Genomic DNA, 13,634 nt, shown 5'->3' with positions numbered 1-13,634 from the left:
CTTTCGAGCGGCTTTGTTGTTTCTGCTTTATGCGTTTCCCGACAGCGCACTACACCTGCGGGCTCTCCTGGATTGTCATGCCCATGAGGTACTCGGCCCAGGGATCACGCCCACTGATCGCATCCTCCAGGCTTGGCGTGCTGGCGGCCGTCAGGCGCAGTCCCAGACTCGCCGAGAACAGGCTGTTGCTCAGCACGTCCGAGGCCAGGCTGCGGATTCGGAATGACGTCATGGTTTGCGGCACGTCCAGGGTGCTGGCATCCGCGGCGGCCTGTTCGGGGGCCAGCGTCATGGCGCCGAACTTTTCCAGAGTGACCGTAGACGTCACGCCAGGCATGGGCATCGCCCCGGTTTCATAAGCGGCCCAGTCAAGCGGCAACAAGGTCGGGGCGCCGGTGGCGACCGTCGAACCGGGCGTCGCCGAGCCAGGGGAAGTCGGTTCGGCGTACCCGCGCAAACGCCGGACATTCAAGTCCTCCCGCTCGACGACGAGCCATTGCCCGGGGAAAAACTCGTAGACGCAATCGGCAAACGCTGGGTGCTGGCACAGCACCAGGATGCCGAAACGCCCCCGCGTCACCGTACCGGCCTGGGACTGACTGACGAAGAACAGCGTCAGCGCGCCATATTCCAGACGCTTGCGATGCCTCAGCGACATTAGCGACAGGCTGTACCGCAGCGCCTGCACATGCGCAGCCCACAGTTCGGTTTCACGGGTGACGAAATCCTGGCCGTACGCCGTATTGACGTCGCTCAGCAAATGGAACTGCCGGGCCATGCCCGGATAATCGAGGGTGTCACTGGTGGAGGTCCAGCGGTTCGAGCCCGAGGCCAATAGCCCGGCCAGGTGCAAATCGACTAACGAAGCCTGCTGGACGCCCGGCCCCACTGCGGTTTCTCCCGCCGCCGTCGGATCATCCGGCAGCCGCGTCAGGACCTTCATTTCCAGCGCCTCATTGCCCGGGTAAACCCGGCGCAAATCAGCCAGGGCCATCTCACGGCGAGTGACGGGCACACGGTGGAACGAGTCAATGGTTGTCTGGAGCCCCTCATACTGAGCCAGCAAGGCGGCCTTGCCCCTGGCGAGTTCCGACGATGTGAACACCTCACCGTTTTTGGGCAGCAAACCATTGGCCCGTGCCCAGTCGATCACCGGGCCGGAAAATTCTTTCAATTCCCAGTACTGCGGCTTGATCGACTTCAGCCGGTCGCCGCTCATGATGCTGTCGAGCGTCAGCCGGCGCGAAGATCCGGGGTACTTCCCCTCCAGGTACGCGACACAGTGCTTGAAATGCACCCAGACCTGGCCGGACATATAGGCCATTGCTTCAGGAATATCCCGCACCAGGAACTCAGGCGCGATACCACTGAGCAACAGGTGCGCGGCCAGCGGCGCGCTGCTGTTGCCGATCCCGAAGTCAGCCACCAGCCGTTTCTCGATGACGGCCAGGAGATTGCCATAGCCGTCCGCCCAGAATGCCTCGTCCGCCAGGTCAATCCCGGCAATCCGGGTCCTGCTCTGCCCGGCCAGCGGATCAAGACTGAGAATCGCCGCCGCCAGCACCAGCGAGTGACGACCAGCGCGGGTCGCGGCGTGACGGGCTTGCTCGCCATGCCAGGTCACGGCCCGGGACAGCGTGTCCGCCAGTTTTTGCGCCCGCGGGCACGCGAGCATCTGCGAGACCAGCAGATCAGCCTCGGCCCGTACGCTCTCACTGGACTTGCCCCTCACCAGTGACTGCGCAAGGTAGTCGAACAACGGGCCATCGATCCCGGCCATAAACTGCGCCGCCGCATCGCGCACCTGCTGGCGCTGGGAAGCTGAAAGCACAACGGTGACGTCGACCCTTTTCAGCACTGACCAGTAATACAGCGAAGTGCCGATCCTCGGCATGAAATGCTCGGGCTCTTCAATGATCTGCAAGCGCCGGGATAACAAGGGCGACGACACGGAGGCGAATGACCCGCCCAGCGCATTCCAGTACTCCACCGACGGGCGCGGGCGCAATGGCACCCCACGCAGTCGCTGCGCCATGACTAGCGCCTCTTGCGCCGTGACCGATGGCGCGAGGCTGTAGAACTTCAGCATCTGCTCCAGCGTCACGTTGCCATTGGATCGAAGGGCGCCACCGGTTCGACGGGCAATCGCCGCGAGGGACTGGAACTTGCCTGCCAGCACAGCGACGGCGTTCACCGCCGTGTCCAGATCGGCCCAGGTACCGTCCAGCTTGAGACCACCGACATAACCGGAACTGCTCACCAGCACATGACCGGCCGGATCCAGTTGCCTGGATCGGACGATGCTTTTGAATTCATCCAGCGCCATGACCGCCAACAGTTCTTGGCGGCCAGCCTCGGTCAACTCCGACAGCGGCGAATCAGGGTCGATGGCGACCGTCACCGCGCCAGTGGCGACAGCGGCGCTATCCTCCAGGCCGCTGCCCAGGCGCTGGAGTTCGAAGCCCATCCAGTAGCGGTTATTGAGCAAGCCCAGGTAACGCCGATGCCTGAGCAACGCTGCGGTGGAATGGGCCGACGCATGGACATAGGGTGTGAAGGTATCGGGCTCCTGACACAGGTCGACGACCAGCGCCCGAACCTCATCCACATCCGTCGGCGTCTCGCGTTCATAGGCCCGTAGCACGACAGCCAGGCTGAAACAGCCATCGGCATGCACGTTGGCGCCGAGTTTCTGCGCCAGTGCGGCGAGCTCACGCAAATCACCGGCCACCTCCGGCGCCGAGAGCCGGTCGGCCGCCACGGCTTTCGGCACGGCAAACCGATCGACTTCCATGAGCGTCTTCTCGACCAGGGAAAAATAGTAGCCGGCCGGCGTCGGCAAGCGCCCCACATTCAATTTGATGCTCAGGCCCTGGAGCAGACGCAGCGCCGAATTCATTGTTTGCGACAACATCGAGCCGGAATCCAGTTTGATGCGCCGCCGATAAGCTTCCAGGAAATCGTAATCTCCCGTGCTCGAGAGCTGATCCTGCAGCGCTCGTTCCAACTCGCGGGCCACCTTCGCGCAATCCTTGAGTTGTTCCGCCTGCTCCACCGACACGGAGGTGGAAATATGGCCACTGCTGTCAATCACCGGAAAGCCGGACAATCGGCGCAATTCGTCAATCAGGACATGGGCCTGGGGGCGATTGGCCGGCAGCGGGTAGCCGTGGAAAGCCAGGGTCGCCGCCAGGGAAAACGCATGGCTGGAAGCTGTCGATGGGTCCCGCAAACCAAACGGATCAATGCCGGCGGGGTCGATGATCCGCGCCACAGCGTTGATGGGGTCCGCCACCCGCCACCAACCGGAATCATCGTGCAAGGCCATGACCTTCGGGGTCGTGACACCGTCTTCAACGGCATTCACATACAACGTCCCGTCGTGCACCCGCAGGCTCTTGAGGTCCAGATGACGTTCGGCCGCCCAAGCCAGGAATTCCGGGTGCTGGATGGCTTTGAGGTACACGTCCAGCCATTGCCACAGCATGCAATTCTCGGGGAGGGCAAAGGTATCGGGCATTTCATACCGGATCGACTCCCGAGCCACAGCGGCCGACAGGCAGTCGATCAGCACATTGATGAGCGCGCGGTCGCCCTCGTCGCCCTTGACCTGAAAATCCGCCAGCCGGATCGAGTCCAGGTCTTTGCCGGCCACCGGCCCCTTGATAAACAGATGTTCTTCCATGAAAAAAGTACCGCTGCCAGGCCCCCAGGTATTGGGGCGCCATGAATGACCTATGTTCGTAAAGCGCACCATCGGGCAAAAGAGGACGATTCAAGACGAGCAGTGAGATGAGTCCGCGAATTCGTAAGGAATTGTTCCGTCGACAAGTCGGAATCCGCCCGCGCGCCCGCCTCACCGCAATCCGGTCGTCTTCTGCTGCGCGCTCGCGTAAACTTGCGCGCTTCTCGCAGCCCGCTAGGCTGCAATCAACATTTTTCAAAGGTGCCCGCCATGCCTTGGCTGCAAGTCCGTCTCGCCATCAGCCCAGAACAAGCCGAAACCTACGAAGACGCTTTCCTCGAAGTGGGCGCCGTGTCGGTGACGTTCATGGACGCCGAAGACCAGCCGATCTTCGAGCCGGAACTCAACACCACGCCGCTGTGGTCGCACACCCATCTGCTGGCCCTGTTCGAAGACGGCACCGAAGCCGCCAGCGTCCTGGCCCATATGGAACTGCTGACCGGCGGCCCGCTGCCCGAGCATCACAGCGAAATCATCGAAGACCAGGACTGGGAGCGCAGCTGGATGGATGGCTTCCAGCCGATGCGTTTCGGTGAGCGCCTGTGGATCGTCCCGAGCTGGCACGCCGCGCCGGAACCCGACGCCGTGAACCTGCTGCTGGATCCGGGCCTGGCGTTCGGCACCGGCACCCACCCGACCACCGCGCTGTGCCTGGAATGGCTCGATGGCCAGGACCTGAAGGATTGCAACGTCCTCGACTTCGGCTGTGGCTCGGGGATTCTGGCGATTGCCGCCCTGTTGCTGGGCGCCAAGGAAGCTGTCGGCACCGACATCGACGTGCAAGCCCTGGAAGCCTCCCGCGATAACGCCGGGCGCAACAACATTGCCGAAGCACTCTTCCCGCTGTACCTGCCGCAAGATCTGCCGCAGGTTCAGGCCGACGTGCTGGTGGCCAATATCCTGGCGGGGCCGCTGGTGTCCCTGGCGCCGCAACTGTCGAGCCTGGTCAAACCGGGTGGCCGCCTGGCGTTGTCCGGCATCCTCGCCGAACAAGGCGAAGAAGTGGCCAAGGCCTACGCCCAGGACTTCGATCTGGACCCGATTGCCAATCGCGATGGCTGGGTGCGCATCACTGGCCGTCGGCGCTAGAATGAGCGCCTGCATAATCCGGATCGCCGCATGACCGATAGCTTCGTCACCCAGTGCCCGCATTGCCAAACCAGCTTCCGCGTCAGCCATGCCCAATTGAGCGTGGCCCGTGGGGTGGTTCGCTGTGGCTCCTGCTTGCAGGTGTTCAACGCTGCCAAGCAACTGCTTGAGCAACGGGCCGGCAAAGACGCTGTCACACCGGTCGCCCCGGCCATCGTCGAGCCGCCGGTACGGGCCATCAGCCAAAAGCAGTGGTCCGCCGCCGAAATGGACCTGGACAGCCTCGACCTGGACCAGGAACTGGCCCGGCTCGAACAGCGGGAAATCCAGCCCACCAAGGAATTCGGCCAGCACCGCGAAGACACCTTGAGCGCGCGCCGGGACAGTGTCGAGCACGACGATGAGCCCTGGTCCGACAGCCTGTTCAGCGAATCGGCCGCCGATCGCGCCCAGGCCGTCGAAGCCGACCAACGGGAAACGCAGGCAGATCCGGGCAAGCACTCGCGCACTGAACCTTCGTTCTCGCTGGAACCGGTTGATCTGGACGACGAGCCCCAGGTGCCGCACCTGCGCCTGAATGATCCACTCGACACGCCGCGGCGCCATGATCGTCTGTCGGCCGCCACTACCACTGACGACGACCTGCCTCCGATTGTCCCCTTGCGCAAGCGACACGAACGCAGCGAGGCGACCGAGCGTGACGAAGCCTTGCTCGACCTGTCTGACGACCCGCTGCAACTCGATTGGCAAAAACGCCGCTCGCCGTGGGGCCGACGGTTTTTCTGGCTGGTGCTGATCCTGCTCGGCGCCGGCGCCCTCGTCGGCCAGTACGTGGCCTACCATTTCGAAGAACTGGCGCGCCAGGACCAATACCGCCCGTGGTTCCAGCAACTGTGCCCGCACATCGGCTGCACGGTGCCATCCAAGGTCGACATCGCCAAGGTCAAAAGCAGCAACCTGGTGGTGCGCAGCCACCCGGACTTCAGCGGCGCGCTGGTGGTGGATGCGATCATCTATAACCGCGCAGCGTTCTCCCAGCCCTTCCCGCTGCTGGAACTGCGCTTTGCCGACCTCAACGGCCACCTGATCGCCAGTCGTCGCTTCAAACCCGGCGAGTACCTCAACGGTGACCTCGAAGGCATGGCCGAGATGCCACCACAGACGCCGATCCACATCGCGCTGGACATCCTCGATCCAGGTCCCAAAGCGGTGAACTACAGCCTGAGCTTCCATTCACCCGAGTGAAACGCTTCAGCGTTGCGGGATTGACGGCGGTTTTCTGACTTCACCCCTGCGAACCAAACCGCTGGCGATAACAGAATAACTGTTCAGATTTTGTTCAATTCAGCCTTTAACCAGTCATCGAGAGCGGGTATCATGCCAACCCTTTTTCGAACTCTAATGATCCGGCCCCACAACAGGGAAGTCCTATGTCGGCGGTACGCATCGGTCCATATACATTGCACAACGGCTTGATCCTCGCCCCGATGGCGGGGGTCACCGACCAGCCCTTTCGTCAGCTGTGCAAGCGACTGGGCGCAGGGCTTGTAGTCTCGGAAATGGTCACCAGCGACATGAGCTTGTGGAACACCCGCAAATCGCGGATGCGCATGATCCACGAAGGTGATCCCGAGCCACGCTCGGTACAGATCGCCGGTGGCGATGCGCAAATGCTGGCGGACGCGGCCCGGGCCAACGTGGAACTGGGCGCACAGATTATTGATATCAACATGGGCTGTCCGGCGAAGAAGGTCTGCAACAAGGCCGCCGGTTCCGCGCTGTTGAAAGATGAAGCATTAGTGACCGAGATCCTGCAGGCCGTGGTGGCTGCGGTGGATGTGCCGGTCACGTTGAAGATCCGCACGGGTTGGGACCGGGACAACAAGAACGGCCTGACCGTGGCGAAGATCGCCGAGCAGGCAGGCATCACGGCGCTGGCGGTCCATGGCCGCACCCGGGCCGACCTGTACACCGGCGAGGCCGAGTACGACACCATTGCCGCGATCAAGCAGGCGGTGTCGATCCCGGTCTTCGCCAATGGCGACATCGATTCACCCGAGAAGGCCCGGTACGTGCTCGATGCGACCGGTGCCGATGGCCTGTTGATAGGCCGGGCCGCCCAGGGGCGGCCATGGATTTTCCGTGAGATCGACCATTTTCTGCGGACCGGCGAAAAACTCCCGGCACCGGAACTGATCGAGGTGGAACGTATTCTGCTTGAGCATCTGGCCGCGCTGCACGCTTTCTACGGAGACGTGATGGGCGTACGCATTGCCCGCAAGCATGTGGGCTGGTACCTCGCAACCCTGCCGGGCGCCAGGGAGTTCCGCGCCCACTTCAATCGTTTGGATGGTACGGAAACACAATGCGCCAACGTCCGGGAGTTCTTCGCCGAACGTTACAAGAGCCTGACAGGGGACGGAGAAGGGGTGGCCGCATGACGATGATGACCGAGACTTTAGTGAGTGGAACAACACCCGTGAGCGACAACGTGAATTTGAAACAGCACCTCAATACGCCGAGCGAAGAAGGCCAGACCCTTCGCGGGAGTGTCGAGAAGGCGCTGCACAATTATTTCGCCCACCTTGAGGGCGCTGCCGTCACGGACGTGTACAACCTGGTGCTCTCCGAAGTCGAGGCTCCCCTGCTCGAGTGCGTGATGAACTATGTCAAGGGCAACCAGACCAAGGCCAGCGAGCTGCTCGGGCTGAACCGAGGCACGCTGCGCAAGAAACTCAAGCAGTACGATTTGCTGTAAGCATTCAATCAAACCAGAAAGGCGCCCGCGTAAAAACGGTCGCCTTTTTTGCTGACTCCTTTGCTTTTGATGGAAATTGAAATGACCGACCAGACTACCCGCCTGCCGATCCGCCGCGCCTTGATCAGCGTCTCCGACAAGACCGGGATCCTCGAATTCGCCAAGGAGCTCGAAGCCCTGGGTGTCGAGATCCTCTCCACCGGCGGGACGTTCAAGCTGCTGCGTGACAACGGCGTTGCCGCAGTGGAAGTCGCGGATTACACCGGTTTCGCAGAAATGATGGACGGTCGGGTCAAGACCCTGCACCCGAAAATCCACGGTGGGATCCTCGGTCGTCGCGGTATCGACGACGCCATCATGAACGAGCACGGCATCAAGCCGATCGATCTGGTGGCGGTCAACCTGTACCCGTTCGAAGCCACCATCAACAAGCCTGGCTGCGACCTGCCGACCGCCATCGAAAACATCGACATCGGCGGCCCGACCATGGTCCGTTCGGCGGCAAAAAACCATAAAGACGTGGCCATCGTGGTGAATGCCAGCGACTACGCCAACGTCCTGGAAAGCCTCAAGGCCGGCGGCCTGACCTACGCACAGCGTTTCGACCTGATGCTCAAGGCCTTCGAACACACCGCCGCCTACGACGGCATGATCGCCAACTACATGGGCACCGTGAACCAGGCCGCTGAAACACTCAGCACCGAAGGTCGCAGCGAGTTCCCGCGCACGTTCAACAGCCAGTTCGTCAAGGCGCAGGAAATGCGCTACGGCGAGAACCCGCACCAGAGCGCGGCGTTCTACGTGGAAGCCAAGCCTGCCGAAGTCGGCATCGCCACCGCGACCCAACTGCAAGGCAAAGAACTGTCGTACAACAACGTGGCCGACACCGACGCCGCGCTGGAATGCGTAAAAAGCTTCGTCAAGCCGGCCTGCGTGATCGTCAAGCACGCCAACCCGTGCGGCGTTGCGGTCAGCCCGGACGCCGAAGGCGGCATCCGTCAGGCTTACGAACTGGCTTATGCCACCGACACCGAATCGGCGTTCGGCGGCATCATCGCCTTCAACCGCGAGCTGGATGCTGAAACCGCCAAGGCCATCGTCGAGCGTCAATTCGTCGAAGTCATCATCGCGCCATCCGTCAGCGCAGAAGCTCGCGCCATCGTGGCGGCCAAAGCCAACGTGCGCCTGCTGGCCTGCGGCGAGTGGTCGGCTGATCGCGCCGCTGCCTGGGACTACAAGCGCGTCAACGGCGGCTTGCTGGTACAGAGCCGCGACGTCGGCATGATCAGCAGCGCAGACCTGAAAGTCGTGACCAAGCGTGCGCCGACCGAACAGGAAATCAACGACCTGATCTTCGCCTGGAAAGTAGCCAAGTACGTTAAATCCAACGCCATCGTCTACGCCAAGAACCGTCAGACCATCGGTGTCGGCGCTGGCCAGATGAGCCGTGTGAACTCCGCGCGTATCGCCGCGATCAAGGCTGAACACGCCGGTTTGCAAGTGGCGGGCTCGGTGATGGCATCGGACGCGTTCTTCCCGTTCCGCGACGGCCTGGACAATGCGGCCAAGGTCGGTATCACCGCCGTGATCCAGCCAGGCGGCTCGATGCGTGATGCGGAAGTGATTGCTGCCGCTGACGAAGCCGGCATCGCCATGGTCTTCACCGGCATGCGCCATTTCAGGCACTGAGTGCAGCGACAAGTCCCAAGCTGCAAGCGACAAGTAAAAGCCGACCTGCGTAGCTCTTACTGCCACTTGCAGCCTTACTAATTCAGAGCTGCACGCCGCACTTCAGAGCGATACAGATTGCTCTCAACTTGCCGCTTGCAGCTTGCAGCTTCTCCGAAGGAGTCTTCTTTTTGAACATTTTGATCATTGGCAGCGGTGGCCGTGAACACGCCCTGGCCTGGAAAGTGGCTCAGGATCCGCGCGTGCAGAAGGTTTTCGTCGCGCCGGGCAACGCTGGTACGGCCATCGAAGCCAAATGCGAGAACGTCGCCATCGACGTGCTGGCCCTTGAGCAGTTGGCCGACTTTGCCGAGAAGAACGTTTCCCTGACCATCGTCGGCCCGGAAGTCCCGTTGGTTGCCGGCGTTGTCGACCTGTTCCGCGCCCGTGGCCTGGATTGCTTCGGCCCGACCGCGGGCGCTGCCCAGCTGGAAGGCTCGAAAGCGTTTACCAAGGATTTCCTGGCGCGCCACAAGATCCCGACCGCCGACTACCAGAACTTCACCGAGATCGAGCCGGCCCTGGCTTATCTGCGTGAAAAAGGCGCACCGATCGTGATCAAGGCCGACGGCCTGGCCGCCGGTAAAGGCGTGATCGTCGCCATGACTCTTGCCGAAGCCGAAGACGCCGTGCGCGACATGCTCGCCGGCAACGCGTTCGGCGATGCCGGTTCCCGCGTGGTGATCGAAGAATTCCTCGACGGCGAAGAAGCCAGCTTCATCGTCATGGTCGACGGCAAGAACGTATTGCCGATGGCCACCAGCCAGGACCACAAACGCGTCGGCGACGGCGACACCGGCCCGAACACCGGCGGCATGGGTGCTTACTCCCCTGCCCCGGTCGTGACTGCCGAAGTACACAAGCGCGTGATGGACCTGGTGATCTGGCCAACCGTGCGCGGCATGGCCGATGAAGGCAACGTCTACACCGGTTTCCTCTACGCCGGCCTGATGATCGACAAAGCCGGTAACCCAAAAGTTATCGAGTTCAACTGCCGTTTCGGCGACCCTGAGACCCAACCGGTGATGCTGCGCTTGCAGTCGAGCCTGGTATTGTTGGTCGAAGCGGCCTTGGCGCAAGCCCTGGACAAGGTCGAAGCGCAATGGGATCCACGTCCGAGCGTCGGCATTGTATTGGCGGCAGGCGGCTATCCGGGCGACTACGCTAAAGGCGTGGCGATCAACGGTCTGGAAGCAGCGGCGGCACTGGAAGGCAAAGTCTTCCACGCCGGTACCGCGCTGAAGGACGGCCAGGTGGTAACGGCCGGTGGTCGGGTGTTGTGCGCCACGGCCATGGGCGCCAGCGTCGATGCGGCCCAGCAGCAGGCTTACAAGCTGGCGGCGAAGATCGACTGGGAAGGCAGCTTCTATCGCAAGGACATTGGCTACCGCGCCATTGCCCGCGAGCGTGGCGAAAATCAGGAATAGGCCAGCCATTCGGCCAGGCAAGGGCGTGATGCCCTTGCCGGACTGTTCCAGCGCCGCGCATAGTTATATTCTGGCATCAACCTACGAAGGGATTTCGCCGTGCGCTGGCTCAGGATTGCCATAGGTCTTACCGTCACTCTGTTGACCTTGCTCTGCATGCTCCCGGCCCAGGCCGCGCAAGGCAGTGGCTGGTCGGTATTGCTCGACGAACAGGGCGACCTGGCGCTGAGCGACATCCGTTCCGCCCGCTTCACCAATCAATTCAGCCCCATCGAACTTGACCGCCTCACCGCGGCCGAGCCCGACGGTGCGTTATGGCTGCGTTTTCGCCTGGCCCCCGGCAAGCACGAACAATTGCTGCGGGTGTTCGCCCCGGACCTGTCACACCTCAATCTGTATGTGCTGGACGGCGAAAAGCTGGTCGAGCAACTGAACACCGGCACCCAGCAGCCCCAGGCCGATCGGCCATTACCCAGCAGCGACTTCATGTTGCCGCTGCCGCAAAGCGACAAACCCCTCGACGTCTACCTGCGACTGGTGTCCGAACACCAATTGCGGCCTTACATCACCCTGCAATCGGCAGTAATGACCGCCGCCAATCAGAACCTCACGCTGATCTATGGCCTGCTGTTCGGCTGCATCGCCATGCTGATCCTGCACAACATCGTGCGCTACGCCTACACCCGCTCGCGCAGCAGCCTGTGGCTGGCCGCGTGCGAATTCCTGCTGATGCTCAGCCTGATCCTGCTGCTGAACCTGGCCGGACCCTGGCTGCCGAACTGGCACGCGGTCCAGACCCCCGGCGCCTATCTCGCCTTGCTGCTGACCGCGCCGTGCGGCCTGATGTTCGCCTACCGCTTCTTCGCGCCGCTGGGCCCGCACCCGCTGAACAAATTGCTGCTCGGGGCCATTCTGTTCACGGTGGTCTGCGGGCTGCTGCTGTTGTTCGTCAACACCCTGCCGTTGAACATCATCACCTACGCCCTCGTCGCGCTCGCAGGCTTGAGCATGCTGTTTGTCAGCGCCTTCCACTGGCAAAAAGGCTATCGCCCGGCGCGCCTGTTCGTGGCAGCCATGGTGGTGTTCAACATCGGCGCGCTGATCATCCTGCCGGCACTGTTGGGGCTGACCCTGGTGGCGCCGCAAGGCCTGATCATCACCTTGCTGGCCTTCATCTGCATCAGCGGCCTGTTGATGAGCATCGCCCTGGGCGAGCGCCAGCGCAGCATCACCGAAGACCGCTTCAGCGTCAGCCGCGACCTGGCCGCCAGCAATGCCGAGATCAACGCCAAGGCCGAATTCCTGGCCAAGATCAGCCACGAGATCCGCACGCCGATGAATGGCGTATTGGGCATGACCGAACTGCTGCTGGGTACGCCGCTGTCGGTCAAGCAGCGGGATTACGTGCAGACCATCCACAGCGCCGGCAACGAACTGCTGACCCTGATCAACGAGATTCTCGACATCTCCAAGCTCGAGTCCGGGCAGATCGAACTGGACGACGTGCAATTCGACCTCAATGCCCTGATCGAAGACTGCCTGAGTATCTTTCGGGCCAAGGCCGAACAGCAGAACGTCGAGCTGATCAGCTTTATCCAGCCGCAAGTGCCACGGGTGATCAGCGGTGATCCGACGCGCCTGCGCCAGACCCTGTTGAGCCTGCTGGAAAACGCCCTGAAAAAGACCGACGAAGGCGAAATCCTGATCGTCGTCGCCCTCGACGAACGCAGCGCCAAACCACGCCTGCGCATCGCCGTGCAGGACAGCGGCGTGCCGATGGAAGCCGAAGAACGCGATGCGCTGATGCACGCCGAGTTGCACAGCAAGCATTTCCTCTCGGCCACGCGCCTGGGCGGCAACCTGGGGCTGGTGATCGCCCGTCAGTTGATTCGCCTGATGCAAGGGGAATTCGGGATCAAGAGCGGCACCAATCAGGGCAGCACCTTATGGCTGACCTTGCCGCTGGACCCGGATCGCCTGGAGCACCCGACCTCCGACCTCGACAGCCCGTTGCAAGGCGCGCGGGTGCTGGTGGTGGACGACAACGACACCTGTCGCAAGGTGCTGGTGCAGCAATGCAGCGCCTGGGGCCTGAACGTCAGCGCCGTGCCATCCGGCAAGGAAGCGTTGGCGTTGCTGCGCACCAAGGCGCACCTGCGCGACTACTTCGACGTGGTCCTGCTGGACCAGAACATGCCCGGCATGACCGGCATGCAACTGGCGGCCAAGATCAAGGAAGACCCGAGCCTGAACCACGACATCCTGCTGATCATGCTCACCGGCATCAGCAATGCGCCGAGCAAGATCATCGCCCGCAACTCGGGGATCAAGCGCATCCTCGCCAAACCGGTGGCCGGCTACACCCTCAAGACCACCCTGGCGGATGAGCTGAACCAGCGCAACAAAGGCCAGGTCGTGAACCATCACCTGCCCGCCGGCCCGACCCTGCCGGTCAAGGTGCCGAGCGACTTCAGGATCCTGGTGGCCGAAGACAACAGCATCTCGACCAAGGTCATTCGCGGCATGCTGGGCAAGCTCAACCTGCAACCGGACACCGCCAGCAACGGCGAAGAGGCCTTGCAGGCGATGAAGGCCCAACGCTACGACCTGGTGTTGATGGATTGCGAAATGCCGATCCTCGACGGCTTCTCCGCCACCCAGCAATTGCGGGCGTGGGAAGTCGGCAACCAACGGATTCGCACCCCAGTGGTGGCGTTGACCGCACACATCCTCGCCGAGCACAAAGAACGCGCGCGCCAGGCGGGTATGGACGGGCACATGGCCAAACCGGTGGAGTTGTCGCAGTTGCGTGAACTGATCGAACACTGGGTGGCCCAGCGCGATCAGCAGAATCGTACAGCCTCGACGTTCTGAAGCCGCTCTCGCG

At 62.3% G+C, this 13,634-nt stretch carries 8 protein-coding genes; 7 read left to right on the top strand and 1 reads right to left on the bottom strand.

The window, feature by feature from the left end:
* Nucleotides 1–49: 49 nt before the first annotated feature.
* Nucleotides 50–3,685 (bottom strand): hypothetical protein, encoded by a 3,636-nt coding sequence (locus ACY4LX_RS04575; protein WP_463259287.1) that lies wholly within the window; start codon nt 3,683–3,685, stop codon nt 50–52.
* A gap of 270 nt (nt 3,686–3,955) precedes the next feature.
* On the opposite strand from ACY4LX_RS04575, the gene prmA reads away from it, so the two are divergent.
* The 7 genes from prmA to ACY4LX_RS04540 all read left to right on the top strand — a co-directional run bounded on the left by prmA (nt 3,956) and on the right by ACY4LX_RS04540 (nt 13,621).
* Nucleotides 3,956–4,834, top strand: a complete 879-nt coding sequence (prmA, locus tag ACY4LX_RS04570) for a 50S ribosomal protein L11 methyltransferase (protein WP_149660670.1) — start codon at nt 3,956–3,958, stop codon at nt 4,832–4,834.
* A gap of 30 nt (nt 4,835–4,864) precedes the next feature.
* Nucleotides 4,865–6,079: a DUF3426 domain-containing protein gene (locus tag ACY4LX_RS04565; RefSeq protein ID WP_463259286.1), complete on the top strand. Its 1,215-nt coding sequence runs from the start codon at nt 4,865–4,867 to the stop codon at nt 6,077–6,079.
* Between the two features lie 185 nt (nt 6,080–6,264).
* Nucleotides 6,265–7,275 (top strand): tRNA dihydrouridine synthase DusB, encoded by a 1,011-nt coding sequence (dusB, locus tag ACY4LX_RS04560; protein ID WP_149660668.1) that lies wholly within the window; start codon nt 6,265–6,267, stop codon nt 7,273–7,275.
* Nucleotides 7,272–7,592 (top strand): DNA-binding transcriptional regulator Fis, encoded by a 321-nt coding sequence (gene fis / locus ACY4LX_RS04555; RefSeq protein WP_007907419.1) that lies wholly within the window; start codon nt 7,272–7,274, stop codon nt 7,590–7,592. Before dusB ends, fis begins: the two co-directional genes overlap by 4 nt.
* 81 nt (nt 7,593–7,673) lie before the next feature.
* Nucleotides 7,674–9,281, top strand: a complete 1,608-nt coding sequence (purH, locus tag ACY4LX_RS04550; protein WP_463259285.1) for a bifunctional phosphoribosylaminoimidazolecarboxamide formyltransferase/IMP cyclohydrolase — start codon at nt 7,674–7,676, stop codon at nt 9,279–9,281.
* 170 nt (nt 9,282–9,451) lie between these two features.
* Nucleotides 9,452–10,747, top strand: coding sequence for a phosphoribosylamine--glycine ligase (gene purD, locus ACY4LX_RS04545; protein WP_463259284.1), 1,296 nt, complete (start codon nt 9,452–9,454; stop codon nt 10,745–10,747).
* Nucleotides 10,748–10,846: 99 nt separating this feature from the next.
* Nucleotides 10,847–13,621, top strand: a complete 2,775-nt coding sequence (locus ACY4LX_RS04540) for a hybrid sensor histidine kinase/response regulator (RefSeq protein WP_149660665.1) — start codon at nt 10,847–10,849, stop codon at nt 13,619–13,621.
* Nucleotides 13,622–13,634: the final 13 nt, after the last annotated feature.

Source organism: Pseudomonas sp. Emmai (assembly GCF_055179735.1).
Note: the sequence above shows the minus strand (reverse complement) of the source record. Positions and strands in the feature narration are given on the sequence as shown.